At 68.6% G+C, this 14014-nt stretch carries 11 protein-coding genes; 5 read left to right on the forward strand and 6 right to left on the reverse strand.

Translation table 11 applies throughout. The features are described from left to right. Positions 1 to 1172: glutamine synthetase family protein (locus AACZ35_RS07080; RefSeq protein WP_339827603.1), on the reverse strand; the 1172-nt coding region annotated here is incomplete at its 3' end. Between the two features lie 5 nt (positions 1173 to 1177). Then, a complete protein-coding gene (locus AACZ35_RS07085; RefSeq protein WP_339827606.1) occupies positions 1178 to 1948 on the reverse strand; it encodes a gamma-glutamyl-gamma-aminobutyrate hydrolase family protein in 771 nt (256 codons plus the stop codon). Between the two features lie 134 nt (positions 1949 to 2082). On the opposite strand from AACZ35_RS07085, the gene AACZ35_RS07090 reads away from it, so the two are divergent. Then, a complete protein-coding gene (locus AACZ35_RS07090; protein WP_339827609.1) occupies positions 2083 to 3450 on the forward strand; it encodes a glutamine synthetase family protein in 1368 nt (455 codons plus the stop codon). A gap of 1 nt (position 3451) precedes the next feature. Next, positions 3452 to 4741 (forward strand): FAD-binding oxidoreductase, encoded by a 1290-nt coding sequence (locus AACZ35_RS07095; RefSeq protein WP_339827612.1) that lies wholly within the window; start codon positions 3452 to 3454, stop codon positions 4739 to 4741. A 30-nt stretch (positions 4742 to 4771) separates the two neighbouring features. Here AACZ35_RS07095 and AACZ35_RS07100 read toward each other — a convergent pair whose 3' ends face one another. The 4 genes from AACZ35_RS07100 to AACZ35_RS07115 form a co-directional block, all read right to left on the reverse strand. Continuing rightward, positions 4772 to 6274 (reverse strand): FAD-binding protein, encoded by a 1503-nt coding sequence (locus AACZ35_RS07100; RefSeq protein ID WP_339827615.1) that lies wholly within the window; start codon positions 6272 to 6274, stop codon positions 4772 to 4774. An 88-nt stretch (positions 6275 to 6362) separates the two neighbouring features. Beyond that, positions 6363 to 7625 (reverse strand): ferredoxin reductase family protein, encoded by a 1263-nt coding sequence (locus AACZ35_RS07105; protein ID WP_339827618.1) that lies wholly within the window; start codon positions 7623 to 7625, stop codon positions 6363 to 6365. Between the two features lie 92 nt (positions 7626 to 7717). Beyond that, positions 7718 to 9220 carry an aldehyde dehydrogenase gene (locus AACZ35_RS07110; protein ID WP_339827621.1) on the reverse strand — a complete coding sequence of 501 codons (1503 nt, stop codon included), beginning with the start codon at positions 9218 to 9220 and terminating at the stop codon, positions 7718 to 7720. A 9-nt stretch (positions 9221 to 9229) separates the two neighbouring features. Then, complete coding sequence (locus AACZ35_RS07115; protein WP_339827624.1) at positions 9230 to 9775, reverse strand: cupin domain-containing protein; 546 nt, start codon at positions 9773 to 9775, stop codon at positions 9230 to 9232. Positions 9776 to 9881: 106 nt separating this feature from the next. Here AACZ35_RS07115 and AACZ35_RS07120 point away from each other — a divergent pair, with 106 nt between their 5' ends. Genes AACZ35_RS07120 through AACZ35_RS07130 form a run of 3 tightly spaced genes read left to right on the forward strand, consistent with a single transcriptional unit; the run spans position 9882 to position 13919 of the window. Continuing rightward, a complete protein-coding gene (locus AACZ35_RS07120; protein WP_339827627.1) occupies positions 9882 to 11246 on the forward strand; it encodes an aspartate aminotransferase family protein in 1365 nt (454 codons plus the stop codon). Positions 11247 to 11297: 51 nt separating this feature from the next. Then, complete coding sequence (gene ald, locus AACZ35_RS07125; RefSeq protein ID WP_339827630.1) at positions 11298 to 12413, forward strand: alanine dehydrogenase; 1116 nt, start codon at positions 11298 to 11300, stop codon at positions 12411 to 12413. A 3-nt stretch (positions 12414 to 12416) separates the two neighbouring features. Beyond that, positions 12417 to 13919 (forward strand): CoA-acylating methylmalonate-semialdehyde dehydrogenase, encoded by a 1503-nt coding sequence (locus AACZ35_RS07130; protein WP_339827633.1) that lies wholly within the window; start codon positions 12417 to 12419, stop codon positions 13917 to 13919. Positions 13920 to 14014: the final 95 nt, after the last annotated feature.

Below are 14014 nucleotides of genomic sequence, written 5' to 3' on the forward strand. Positions count from 1 at the left end.
GTGGGCTGCAGCTTTTCCTGGATGCCCAGGTAGCCGCAGGCCAGGGTCGCGGCCAGGGCCAGGTAGGGATTGACGTCGGAACCGGCGAAGCGGCTTTCGACGCGGGCGTTTTCCGGGGTGTCCAGCGGTACGCGCAGGCCGCAGGTGCGGTTGTCGTAACCCCACTGCACGTTCTTGGGCGAGACCTCGCCGAAGGCCAGGCGCCGGTAGGAGTTCACGTTCGGGCCGAAAAACGCCATGGCCGCCGGCACATATTTCTGCAGGCCGCCCATGTAGTTGAGGAACACTTCGGTGTGCGCGCCGGATTTGCCGGCCGAAAAGACGTTCTTGCCGGTCTTGACGCTGTGCAGGCTCTGGTGGATGTGCATCGAGCTGCCCGGCTCGTTTTCCATCGGCTTGGCCAGGAAGGTGGCGTACACGCCGTGGCGCATCGCCGCCTCGCGCATGGTGCGCTTGAACAGGAACACCTGGTCGGCGCGCGAGAGTGGGTCGAGGTGCACGAAGTTCACTTCCAGCTGGGCCGCGCCGGACTCGTGCACCAGGGTGTCGACGTCCAGGTCCATGGCCTCGCAGTAGTCGTACATCAGGTCGAGGATGGGGTCGAACTCGTTCACCGCATCGATCGAATACGACTGCCGCGCCGTTTCCGGGCGGCCGTTGCGGCCGGCCGGCGGCAACAGCGGGAAGTCGGGGTCGGTATTGCGCTGGACCAGGTAAAACTCCAGCTCGGGCGCGATCACCGGCTGCAGGCCGATGGCTTCGTACAGGGCCAGCACCCGGCGCAGCACGTTGCGCGGCGCCAGTTCGTGCGGGCGTCCGTCCTTGGTGAAGCAGTCGTGGATCACCTGCGCGGTCGGGTCGGTCGCCCAGGGCACCATGCGGATGGTGTCGGGGTCGGGCCGCAGCACCATGTCCGAATCCGAGGGGCTGACCAGGTCGTCGTATTCGTCCGGGTAGTCGCCGGTGACCGTGGTGGCGAAGATGCCCTCGGGCAGGCGCGTGCCGTAATCGTGGGAAAACTTGGCGGCCGGGATGATCTTGCCGCGGGCGTTGCCGGTGATGTCGGGCACCAGGCACTCGACCTCGGTGATGCGGCGCTCCTTGAGCCAGCGCTTGATGGCGCTTTCCTGCTGCGCCTGTTCTTCCTGGGGACTCGGTTTTTTCCTGGCCATGGGGCTCAGTGCCTTTTTTGCGAACGGTGCCGGCAAGCGGCGGCGAATGCCTGGAAGATGCCCAGGTAAAACGGATTCTCGGTGACGCGCCACTCCGGATGCCACTGCACCGCCAGCAGGAAGGGATCGGGGACATCGGGATTGCCGCGGTCCAGGCGCACGGCTTCGACCAGTCCGTCCGGCGCGGTGGCTTCGACCACCAGGCCGGGCGCAAGGTCGCGGATGCCCTGCCCGTGCAGGGAGTTGACCATGACTTCGCGCGCGCCGGCGATGCGTTCGAGCCAGCCGCCGGGAGCCAGTTCAACCGGGTGCGCCGGCGCGTACTGCACGCCCAGCGGGTCGTTGGGGTTCTCGCGGTGGTCGGCGAAGCCGATCAGTTCGTGCACCTTCTGGTGCAGGGTGCCGCCCAGGGCCACGTTCACTTCCTGCATGCCGCGGCACAGGGCCAGCACCGGCAGGCCGCGTTCGATCGCCTTCGGCACCAGGGACAGGGTGTTCATGTCGCGCGCGGGATCGTGCGAGTTGCCTTCGTAGCTGGCTTCGCGGCTGTAATGATGCGGTTCGATATTGCTGTGGGCGCCGGTCAGCACCAGGCCGTCGAGTTCGTCGAGCAGGCTGGCCAGTTCGAGCGGGGGCGACAGCGAAGGCAGCAGGACCGGCAGGCAGCCGGCGCCGTCGACCACGGCCCGGATGTACTTTTCGCCCACCGCATGGAAGGGATGGGGCCCGATCTGCTTGCGATCGGAAGGCAGGCCGACCAGCGGGCTCGAACGCATAAAGGCCTCGGCGAAAGGAAGCCCGACATTAACCCCGGCGTTTGATTTTATCAACGCATCGGCCAAAGTGATGATTATTCTTTACAGCCGCGACCGCGGTGATAAACTCCCGCGACCGCCGCGGATGCCCTGCCATGAACCAGCTTGCCCTGCCCACCGAAGACGCCGCCACCCTGGCCCAGCTGCAGGACTGCGAGCAGGTGGACCTGCTGCTGCCGGACATGAACGGCCTGCTCCGGGGCAAGCGCATCACCCGCGACACCCTGGAAAAGGTCTACCGCGACGGCGTCTGCCTGCCGATGTCGCTGATCGCCACCGACATCACCGGCAATACCGTCGAGGAAACCGGCCTGGGCTACGACATCGGCGACGAAGACCGCCTGTGCCGGCCGGTGCCCGGCAGCCTGCGCCCGGTGCCCTGGCACGAGCGCCCCTCGGCGCAGCTGCTGCTGCAGATGGAAGACGGCCAGGGCGGCCTGTTCCATGCCAATCCGCGGGAGGTGCTGCGGCGCGTACTGGACGGCTTCCGCGAACTGGACCTGACGCCGGTGGTGGCGGTCGAGCTGGAGTTCTACCTGCTCGACGCCGCGCTGGACGCCCAGGGCCGGCCCCAGGTCGCCCGCAATCCGGCCACCGGCGAACGCAACCACAGCACGCAGGTCTATTACATCCAGGACCTGGACGACTACCGCGGATTCACCGATGAAGTCAGCGCCGCCTGCCAGGCCCAGGGCATCCCGGCCGACACCGCGGTGGCCGAATACGCCCCGGGGCAGTTCGAGATCAACCTGCGCCACCGCGCCGATGCGCTGCGGGCTTGTGACGACGCGCTGATGCTCAAGCGTGCGATCAAGGCCATCGCGGCCAAACGCGGCCTGATGGCCAGCTTCATGGCAAAACCCTTCGCCGACCAGGCCGGCAGCGGCGCGCATATCCACGTCAGCCTGCTCGACAAGGACGGCAGGAACATCTTCGCCTGCACGCCCGACGCCCCGTCCGACCCGCTGCGGCACGCCATCGCCGGCCTGCAGCGCGCCAGCGCCGACTGCATGCTGGTGTTCGCGCCGCACGCCAACAGTTACCGCCGCTTCGTGCTAAATGCCTTCGTGCCGCTCAACGACGCCTGGGGTTTCAACAACCGCACCGTCGCCATGCGCGTGCCGCATTCCGACCCTGCCAACGTGCGCATCGAACACCGCATCGCCGGCGCCGACGCCAATCCCTACCTGGTCACCGCCGCGGTGCTGGCCGGCATGCTGCAGGGCCTGCGCGACAAGGGCGACCCGGGCCCGCCGACGGTGGGCAATGCCTACGAACAGGGCGAACACCGCGAGCTGTTCTGGCGCGACACCCTGCGCGATTTCCTGGCCAGCGACTTCGTCGCCCGCCACTTCGGCGAAAGCTTCCGGCACATCTACGGCCAGCAGAAGCTCAAGGAACTGCGCAGCTTCCACCGCGAAGTGACCACGCTGGAAGTGGACTGGTACCTGCGCCAGGTCTGACATGAGCCTGCGCGAACCGTCGGCGCACGCCGATTCCTGGTACGCGACGGGCGCGACGCCCTCGCCCGCCCATCCGCGGCTGGAAGAGCGCATCAGCGCCGATGTCGTCGTTCTCGGCGCCGGCCTGACCGGCCTGTCGGCGGCGCTGGAGCTGGCCGAAGCGGGGCTGGACGTCGTCGTGCTCGAGGGCCGGCGCGTCGGCTGGGGCGCCAGCGGACGCAACGGCGGCCAGGTGATCTTCGGCTATGGCTGCGACCAGGCGAAGATCGCCGGACTGCTGGGCATGGAGACTTCCAGGCAGCTGTTCCAGTGGTCGGTGGATGCCGTCGACCTGGTGCGCCGCCGGATCCTTGAACACAGGATCGACGCCCACTGGCGCGACGGCCATGCGCACGTGGCGATCAAGCCCCGCCACGTTGGCGAACTCAAGGCCTGGCAGGCGGACCTGGCCGAAAACTACGGCTACCCGCTGCAGTGGTGGGAACGTGACCAGGTGCAGGCGGTGGTGTCGAGCCCGCGCTACATCGGCGCGCTCTACGACCCCTGCTCCGGGCACCTGCATCCGCTCAACTACACGCTGGGCCTGGCCCGCGCCGCCGTGGCGGCAGGCGTGCGCATCTTCGAACATTCGCCCGTGACGTCGCTGGTGCGCGGCGCCCGCCCCGTCCTGCGCACGGACGCCGGCGAAGTGCAGGCCGGTTTCGTCGTGCTGGCCGGCAATGCGCTGGTGCACGGCATCGCGCCCGAACTCGACGCCCGGGTGATGCCGGTGGGCACCTACATCGGCGCGACCACGCCGCTGGGCGCGCAGCGCGCGCGCGAGCTGATCCGCAACGACATGGCCGTGGCCGACACCAACTGGGCACTCGACTATTTCCGGCTCAGCAGCGACCACCGGCTGTTGTTCGGCGGCCGCGCCAGTTATTCCACCCTGCCGCCGCCGGGCCTGGCCGGGGTGATGACCCGGCGCATGCGGCGGGTGTTCCCGCAGCTGGCCGACGTCGGTTTCGAGCAGGTATGGGGTGGACTGATCGACATCAGCCTCAATCGCGCCCCGCACTGGGGCCGGCTGGGCGACAACGTGTATTTCGCGCAAGGCTTCAGCGGCCATGGCGTGGCGGCCACCGGACTGGCCGGCCAGGTCATCGCCGAGGCGATCCGTGGCCAGGCCGGACGACTGGATGCCTTTGCCCGCATCCCCCACCGGCCTTTCCCCGGCGGCCGTGCCCTGCGCACGCCGCTGCTGGTGGCCGCGATGGCCTGGTTTAAGCTGCGCGACGCGCTGTGGTGAGCGCGCAGCGCCAGGCAGCCCCTGCCTTGCTCAAGTCGTCGGCAGGACGTTGGCGTTGAGCCGGAAAAGGTTGCCCGGGTCGTAGCGGTTCTTCACCTGGACCAGGCGGGCGTGGTTGCCCTGGTAGTTGCGATCGACCGCGTGGGCGGATTCCTTGTCCACCTCGTTCGCATACCAGCCGTCGGTGAAAGGCTCGAACCGCGTCCATTGCTCCCGGATGTAGGCAACGTGCTGGTCCGGCGACTCCGCCAGCGGCCACTCGACGAAGAACAGCATGTTGGCGATGGACTTGCGCTGCGCGAACGCCGTCGCGTCGACCGGCACGCGACCGATCGCAGCGCCGGAGTGCTGGAACAACAGCATCGTGCCGCGCTCGACGAAACCTTCGAAATTTTCGGCGATGACATCGACCAGGGCCTCGGGAAATTCATTGATGAACCCCGATTTCAGGTACTCGGCGTTGTTGCGCGGATCGAGGTCGTCGTGCGAGCGCTGGATGGCGACGTAGTCGCGTCGCCTGATGCCGTCCTCCACCGGCGTGCCGGCCTTGTACAGCGGCGCGAGCACCTTTTCGGCCTGCGCTTCCGGGCCGGAATAGCAGGCGTGCAGCGCCACGATGCCGTCCGGACTGCCGACCGGTGAACGTGCGAAGAGATCCAGGTACAGGTCGTCCGGTGCCTGCCGTGCATAGTCCGCGTAGAAGCGCACCACGTCCCGTAGCTGCGACAGCGGGAAGACCAGTTCGCCGCCGACGATGGCTCGGGCCATGGGGTGCAGCTGGAACTCGAAGCGGGTGACCACGCCGAAGTTTCCGCCGCCGCCGCGCACGCCCCAGAACAGGTCCGGGTTTTGGTCCGCGCTGGCGTGCACCAGCTTGCCGTCGGCGGTAACGACGTCGACCGCGGTCACGTTGTCCAGCGCCAGGCCAAAACGCCGCGCCAGGCGGCCGAAGCCGCCGCCCAGGGTCAGGCCGCCCACGCCGGTATGCGACACGGTGCCGGCGGTGGTGACCAGGCCCTGTGCCATTGCCTCGTGGTCGAGCGAAGCCAGCAGACTACCGCCGGCGACGTGGGCCCGGCGGGCGCCGGCATCGACGTGGACGCCGCGCAGCGTGGAGAGGTCGATCTGCAGGCCGCCGTCGCAGGTGGACTTGCCGCCGTAGCTGTGTCCACCGCACTTCACCGCCACCAGCAATTCACGCTCGCGGGCGAAATCCACGGCGCGCATGACGTCGGCGGCGCCGGTGGGTTGCACCACCAGCGCGGGGTGTTTGTCGATGCTCGGGTTGAGCACGCGCCGGGCCTGTTCGTAACCCTCGTGGCCCGGCAGCAACAATCGTCCCTGCAGGCTGTCGCGCAGTTCCTCCAGCGCAGCCTGTTCCAGGGTGAGCTGGCGGCCGCTGCGACTCACGGCATCGACGGATCCGCCGACCTGTGCCAGCGTCCGCACCGCCTGCGCCATCGCCGCGGACGAAGGCAGCGCGGCAACGGCCGCGGCGCCCAAAGCGGTCTGCATGAAACGACGTCTTTGCATGACACTCTCCCCCGCCCTGGTCCCGGTTCATCTAGGAACGCGAGCGGGGGGCGATTCCGGCCGTGGTCCGGAACCGCCTGACGCCGGCTCAACGGAACTCGAACTTCTCGTAGCGCAGGCGCGACTCCGGCACGCCGTGGCGCGCCATCGCGGCGCGCACGATCGCCAGCAGGCCACCGGGTCCGCAGAAGCTGACCGACAGCTTGTCGGCACCGACCTGCCCCACCAGCCAGGCGAATCGTTCTTCGAACACCGCCGACTGCGGACCGTCAGCCACCTCCACCCAATCGGCGCTGCGCCGGCGGGCGTCGGCCGCGATCTCATCCACGCCGGGGAAACCACGCCCCGGCGTCTGGAAATTGAACACAGTGACCTTGGCCAGGTCCTGGCGCGCCGGATCCTGCAGCCAGGCGATGAAGGGCGACAGGCCGACGCCACCGCCGATCCAGACTTCGAAACCGCCGTTCTCCGGGCGGCTGAAGCGGCCAAAGGGCGCATAAACCTCGGCCCGCATGCCTGGCTCCGCGCCGGCGACCAGGCGCTGCGTGTAATCACCCAGCGCCCGCACCACGAACTGCACCGGCTCGCCGCCGCTGGCACTGGCAATCGTGAACGGATGCGGTTCGCGCAGCCCGGGGTGCAGGAAACGCAGGAACGCAAACTGCCCCGCCTCGAACCCGATGCCGCGGCCAACCGGCACCAGTTCCAGACGCACCGAGGACACGCCGGGCTCGACCCGGACCAGCCGGTATTCAGCGTGACCGGACAGGAACGGATACAGCAGCAGTTTGTAGGCCGCGCCCGCCAGGCCCAGGCCCGCGCACAGCGCCAGCCAGACGCCTGCCGGCGATGCCAGGGCGATCGGCGACTTGAAGCTGAGCCAGTGCAGCACCACGACCACGAACAGCGGCCCGGACAGCTTGTGCCACCAGCGCCACTGGCCGTAGGGAATCTTGCGGTTGAGCGCCAGCAGCACGATCAGCACCAGCGCGACATAGCTGAGCTGGCGCACCAGGCGCGTCCAGTAAGGCGGCAGCGGCAGGATCGCGGCCACGTCCCAGGCCGGCATCCCGGCCTTGAACACCAGGTGCACCGACGCCAGCACCAGCGCCCAGACACCCAGCCACTTGTGCACTTCGTAAACGCGGTCCAGGCCGCCGAACAGGTCTTCGAGCCAGCGCCAGCGCGAGCCCAGCAGCGCCGCCATCGCCATCATCACCAGGGCGGTGACGCCACAAAACAGGCTCAGCGCCGCCGTCGTCGGCCAGGTCGCGGCAGGCAGCGCGGGCAGCAGGGCGGCGGCCGACACCACCGCCAGGGCAGTCAGGAAGGGCGCGGTGCTCACTCGCATGCTTGCGGATCCTGCGGTTGCTCCAAGGAATTCCAGCATGCCCCCGCGGGCTCCGGCGCGGCTTGACCCGCATCAAGCCGCGCCCGGCTGGTTCAGGGATCGAGATTGATCCAGGTCGCCTTGAGCTCGGTGTACTTGTCGAAGGCGTGCAGCGACTTGTCGCGGCCGTTGCCCGACTGCTTGTAGCCGCCGAAGGGCGCGGTCATGTCGCCGCCGTCCCAGTAGTTCACCCAGACGCTGCCGGCGCGCAGCCGGCGGGCGACACGATGGGCACGGCTGAGGTCGGAAGTGAATACGCCCGCGGCCAGCCCGTACTCGCTGTCGTTGGCGATCGCCAGCGCCTCGGCTTCGTCGTCGAAGGCGATCACGCTGAGCACCGGCCCGAAGATTTCCTCGCGGGCGATCGTGTGGCTGGCGGCCACGTCGTCGAAGATGGTTGGCGCCAGGTAGCAGCCGCCGCCGACCGTGGCCAGCCGTTCGCCGCCGATCACCACGCGGCCACCCTCTTCGCGACCCTTGGCGATGTAGTCGAGCACGCGCCGGGTCTGGCCTTCGTCGACCATCGCACCCATCGGCGCGCCGGGATCGAGCGGATGGCCGGGCTGCATGGCCTGGCCGTGCCTGGCGACCAGGGCCACGAACTCGTCCTTGATGCTTCGTTCCACCAGCAGACGCGAGGCCGCGGTGCAGACCTCGCCCTGGTTGTAGAAGATGCCGCTGGCCGCGGCTTTGGCGGCGCGGTCGAGGTCGGGTGCATCGGCGAAGACAAGGTTTGGGCTTTTGCCGCCGCACTCGAGGTACACACGCTTCATGTTCGATTCGCCGGCGCAGACCAGCAGGTGTTTGCCGACGGCGGTCGAACCGGGGAAGACCAGGCCGTCGACGCCCATGTGCCGGGCCAGCGGTTCGCCCGTATCCTTGCCGAAACCCGGCAGCACGTTCAGCACGCCCGGCGGCAGCCCGGCCTCCATGGCCAGTTCGGCGAAGCGGATCGCGGTCAGCGGTGACTTCTCCGAAGGCTTCAGAACCACCGAATTGCCCATCGCCAGCGCCGGCGCCAGCTTCCAGGCCGCCATCAGCAGCGGGAAGTTCCAGGGCACGATGGCGGCGACCACGCCCAGCGGTTCGCGCGTGGCCAGGCCGAGTTCGTCGGGTCCGGTGGCGGCGATTTCACCGTAGACCTTGTCGATGGCCTCGCCGGTCCAGGCAAAACAGCGGGCGGTGGCGGCCATGTCCACGTTCAGGGCGTCGGAGATGGGCTTGCCCATGTCCAGGGTTTCCAGCAGCGCCAGTTCGTCGGCGTTTTCGCGCACCCGCTCGGCCAGGCGCACCAGCACCTTCTTGCGCCAGGACGGCTTGGCATTGGCCCAGTCGCCGGCGTCGAAGGCGCGGCGCGCGGCGCGCACGGCATCGTCGACGTCGGCGGCCTTGCACGAGGCCACCCGGGCCAGCACCCGGCCATCGACCGGGCTGAGGCAGTCGAAGGTTTCGCCGGCGGCGGCGTCCACGTAGCGGCCGTTGACGAAAGCCTGGCTGCGGATGGCAAGGCGTTTGGCGAGGGCTTCCCAGTCGGCGCGGGTCTTGGGGTTGGTCATGGCGGGCCTTTAGAAAGTGGGGGGCGTACTGGCGCTGATGATCACGGCGTCATCCTTGCCGACATTGCGGAAACGGTGCGGCTGGCGGCACTCGAAATAATAGGCTTCGCCCGGGCCCAGCACCTTGCGCTGGGCGCCGACGGTGATCTCAACCTGGCCCCTGACGACCACGCCGCCCTCTTCGCCTTCGTGCTGGATCATGGACTCGCCGGTGTCGCTGCCCGGCGGCATCACTTCGCGCAGCACGCACATCTGGCGGTTGCGCCGGCGATGGCCGACCAGGAAGTAGTGGATGTCGTTGTTGCCGACGTCGGGCAGTTCGGCGGCGGCGTAGAAGGGGCCGTCGCCGGCGTCCTCGAGGTCCTGGGTGAAAAAGTCGGCCAGCGAGATCGGGATGCCGTCGAGCACCTTCTTCAGGGAACTGATCGACGGGCTGACCTTGTTCTGTTCGATCAGCGAGATGGTGGAGTTGGTCACCCCCACCCGCTTGGCCAGCTCGCGCTGGCTCAGTCCCTTGCCCTTGCGCACGGCCTGGAGCCGGATACCGATATCCAATGGGTCACCTCGCGGCGGGAGTTGCTGAATATTTGACACCCTTTGTAAAGTTTATTCAACGCTGATAGCGTTGCCGGCAGCCCTTTCCCCTTGCCCGAGCCCCGCCATGTCCGCTTCCGAAACACCCGCCTTCGCCGACCCGCTGGCCCAGGCGACCGCGACGCCCGAACACACCGGCGCGTTCTGGATGCCTTTCACCGCCAACCGCCAGTTCAAGAAGACGCCGCGCCTGCTGGCCAGCGCCGAAGGCATGTATTACCGCAGCACAGACGGCCGCGAAATCCTCGACGGCACGGCCGGCCTGTGGTGCGTCAACGCCGGCCACGGGCACCCGCACATCGTGCAGGCGATCCAGAAGCAGGCGGCGACCCTGGACTTCGCGCCGACCTTCCAGATGGGCCATCCCCTGCCCTTCATACTGGCCGAGCGCCTGGCGGCGATCGCGCCGGATCCGCTCAAGCACGTCTTCTACACCAACTCCGGCTCGGAGTCGGTGGACACCGCGCTCAAGATCGCCCTGGCCTACCACCGCGCGCGCGGCGAAGGCCAGCGCACCCGCCTGATCGGCCGCGAAAAGGGCTATCACGGCGTCGGCTTCGGCGGCATTTCGGTCGGCGGCATGGTCAGCAACCGCAAGTTCTTCGGCGCCATGCTGCCCGGCGTCGACCACCTGCCGCACACCCTGGACATCGCCCGCAACGGCTTCAGCCGCGGCCTGCCGGCGCACGGCGCCGAACTGGCCGACGAACTCGAACGCATCGTCGCCCTGCACGACGCCAGCACCATCGCCGCCGTCATCATCGAACCCGTGTCGGGCAGCGCCGGCGTGGTGCTGCCGCCGGAGGGTTACCTCAAGCGCATCCGCGAGATCTGCACGAAACACGGCATCCTGCTGATCTTCGACGAGGTCATCACCGGATTCGGCCGCGTCGGCGAGGCCTTCGCCGCCCAGCGTTTCGGCGTGGTGCCGGACCTGATCACCACCGCCAAGGGCCTGACCAACGGCTCGGTGCCGATGGGCGCGGTGTTCGCCACCTCGGCCATCCACGACGCCTTCATGCACGGCCCGGAAGGCGCCATCGAGCTGTTCCACGGCTACACCTATTCCGGCCACCCGCTGGCCTGCGCCGCGGCGCTGGCGACCCTGGACGTCTACCAGCAGGAGGGCCTGTTCCAGCGGGCCATCGAAATGGCGCCTTACTGGGAACAGGCCATCCATGCCCTCAAGGGCCTGCCCAACGTCATCGACATCCGCAACGTCGGCCTGGTGGGCGCGGTGGAGCTGGCCGCCAGGCCGGAGGGCGTGGGCCAGCGGGGCTACGAGGTCTTCAACCGGGCCTTCTTCGAGCAGAACCTGATGGTGCGCTGCACCGGCGACGTAATCGCCCTTTCCCCGCCCCTGATCCTGAACAAGGAACACATAGACCGGATTTTCGACCGGCTGGCGGCTACCATACGCGCCACCGCCTGACCGGCGGACCATTCCTCCACCCGTTCCGACCCGCCCCGGGAGGGCAGTTTCATGCTTATCGGCGTCCCCAAGGAAATCAAGAACCACGAATACCGCATCGGCCTGACCCCGGCCGGCGTGCGCGAACTGTGCTCCCACGGCCACCAGGTGATGGTGCAGCGCGACGGTGGCAAGGCCATCGGCCTCACCGACGAGATGTACGAAGCCGCCGGCGCCAGCATCGTCGACAGCGCGGCGGCGATCTTCGCCAAGGCCGAGATGATCATCAAGGTCAAGGAACCGCAGCCCGTCGAGTGCGCCATGCTGCGCCCGGGCCAGATCCTCTACACCTACCTGCACCTGGCCCCGGACCCGGACCAGACCGCGGCCCTGGTGAAGTCGGGCTGCACCGCGATTGCTTACGAAACCGTCACCGACCGCAAGGGCGGCCTGCCGCTGCTGGCGCCGATGTCGGAAGTGGCCGGCCGCATGTCCATCCAGGCCGGCGCGCATGCGCTTGAAAAGGCCCAGGGCGGCGCCGGCGTGCTGCTGGGCGGCGTGCCGGGCGTGAAGCCCGCGAACGTGGTGGTGCTGGGCGGCGGCGTCGTCGGCCTCAACGCCGCGCGCATGGCCATGGGCATGAACGCCCGCGTCACCATCCTCGACCGCTCGCTCGACCGCCTCAAGTACATCGACGAGCTCTACGGCGACCGCATGACCACGCTTTATTCCACCGTCGACACGGTGGAATACCTGCTGCCCTTCACCGACCTGGTGATCGGCGCCGTGCTGATCCCGGGCGCCGCCGCGCCCAAGCTCATCACCCGCAAGCAGCTGGCGCTGATGCGCCCCGGTTCGGTGCTGGTGGACGTGGCCATCGACCAGGGCGGCTGCTTCGAAACCTCCAAGGCGACCACCCACCAGAACCCGACCTACGAAGTGGACGGCATCATCCACTACTGCGTCGCCAACATGCCCGGCGGCGTCGCCCGCACCTCGACCTTCGCGCTCACCAACGCCACCCTGCCCTACGCGGTGAAGCTGGCGAACAAGGGCGTGCAGGCGATGCTCGACGACGAGCACCTGCTCAACGGCCTGAACGTGCACGCCGGCAAGATCACCTACGAAGCCGTCGCCCGCGACCTGGGCTACGACTACGTGCCGGCCGCCACGGCCCTGAAGGGCTGAGCCATGGCCGACCCTCGCCGCATCCCGCACTTCATCCACGGCCAGCCGCGGGATGGAACGTCGGGGCGCTGGGGCGAGGTGTTCGACCCGGCCACCGGCGCCGTGCAGGCGCAAGTGGCCCTGGCCTCGGCCGACGAGGTGTCGGCCGCGGTCGCCGCCGCGCAGGTGGCGTTTCCGGCCTGGGCGGCCACGCCGCCGCTGGCCCGGGCGCGGATCCTGTTTCGCTACAAGGCCCTGCTCGAAGAACACGCGGGTGAACTGGCCGCCGCCATCACCGCCGAACACGGCAAGGTGCTGGCCGACGCCCGCGGCGAAGTGACCCGCGGCATCGAAGTGGTCGAGTTCGCCTGTGGCGCACCGCAGCTGCTCAAGGGCGAACATTCCATGGACGTCGGCCGCGACGTCGATTCCTGGTCCGAGTACTCGCCGCTGGGCGTGGTCGCCGGCATCACGCCGTTCAACTTCCCGTGCATGGTGCCGATGTGGATGTTCCCGGTGGCCCTGGCCTGCGGCAACAGCTTCGTGCTCAAGCCCAGCGAACGGGACCCGACGGCGCCGATGATCCTGGCGCGGCTGCTGAAGGAAGCCGGCCTGCCCGACGGCGTCTTCAACGTCGTGCACGGTGACAAGACCGCCGTCGACGCCCTGCTCGACGACCCGCGCGTGCAGGCGGTCAGCTTCGTCGGCTCGACGCCGATCGCCGAGTACATCTATTCCCGCGGCAGCGCCAAGGGCAAACGCGTGCAGGCCCTGGGCGGCGCCAAGAACCACATGGTGCTGCTGCCCGACGCCGACCTCGACCAGGCCGCGGCCGCCCTGCTTGGCGCCGCCTACGGTTCGGCCGGCGAACGCTGCATGGCGATCTCGGTGGCGGTGTGCGTGGGTGACGCCACCGCCGACGCACTGATCTCCCGCCTCAAACCCATGGTCGAAGGCCTGCGCGTCGGCCCGGGCCACCAGGGCGAACCGGACATGGGCCCGCTGGTCACCGCCGCCCATCGCGACAAGGTGCGCGGCTACGTGGACGCCGGCGTCGCCGAAGGCGCCAGGCTGGTGGTGGACGGCCGCGGCCTGAAGGTCGAGGGCGCGCCGGACGGCTTTTTCCTGGGCGGTTGCCTGTTCGACGATGTGACGCCGGACATGCGCATCTACCGCGAGGAGATCTTCGGGCCAGTGCTGTGCGTGCTGCGGGTGCCGGACTTCGAGGCCGCGCTGGCGCTGGTCAACGAGCACGAATACGGCAACGGCACCACCGTGTTCACCCGCGACGGCGACGCCGCCCGCCAGTTCGCGCACCGGGTGCAGGCCGGCATGGTCGGCATCAACGTGCCGATCCCGGTGCCGATGGCCTTCCACAGTTTCGGCGGCTGGAAACGCAGCCTGTTCGGCCCGCTGCACATGCACGGCCCCGACGGTGTGCGCTTCTACACGCGGCTCAAGACGATCACCGCGCGCTGGCCCACCGGCGTGCGCGACCCCGAATTCGTCATGCCGACGATGAAATAGCCGGGAAATACCGCACCAGCTTCTCCACCTTCGGCATCGACACATACTGGATGTACGGCTGCCCCGGATTACGCGCCGCGTAGTCGTGGTGGTGG

This window comes from uncultured Arenimonas sp. (assembly GCF_963976025.1).
In the GTDB taxonomy this organism is placed as follows: Bacteria; Pseudomonadota; Gammaproteobacteria; order Xanthomonadales; family Xanthomonadaceae; genus Arenimonas.

Bases quoted from the DNA above. Each gene is read 5' to 3' on its own strand.
- AACZ35_RS07085 (WP_339827606.1), bottom strand. From the start codon at position 1,948: ATGCGTTCGAGCCCGCTGGTCGGCCTGCCTTCCGATCGCAAGCAGATC.
- AACZ35_RS07090 (WP_339827609.1), top strand. From the start codon at position 2,083: ATGAACCAGCTTGCCCTGCCCACCGAAGACGCCGCCACCCTGGCCCAG.
- AACZ35_RS07095 (WP_339827612.1), top strand. From the start codon at position 3,452: ATGAGCCTGCGCGAACCGTCGGCGCACGCCGATTCCTGGTACGCGACG.
- AACZ35_RS07100 (WP_339827615.1), bottom strand. From the start codon at position 6,274: ATGCAAAGACGTCGTTTCATGCAGACCGCTTTGGGCGCCGCGGCCGTT.
- AACZ35_RS07105 (WP_339827618.1), bottom strand. From the start codon at position 7,625: ATGCGAGTGAGCACCGCGCCCTTCCTGACTGCCCTGGCGGTGGTGTCG.
- AACZ35_RS07110 (WP_339827621.1), bottom strand. From the start codon at position 9,220: ATGACCAACCCCAAGACCCGCGCCGACTGGGAAGCCCTCGCCAAACGC.
- AACZ35_RS07120 (WP_339827627.1), top strand. From the start codon at position 9,882: ATGTCCGCTTCCGAAACACCCGCCTTCGCCGACCCGCTGGCCCAGGCG.
- ald (WP_339827630.1), top strand. From the start codon at position 11,298: ATGCTTATCGGCGTCCCCAAGGAAATCAAGAACCACGAATACCGCATC.
- AACZ35_RS07130 (WP_339827633.1), top strand. From the start codon at position 12,417: ATGGCCGACCCTCGCCGCATCCCGCACTTCATCCACGGCCAGCCGCGG.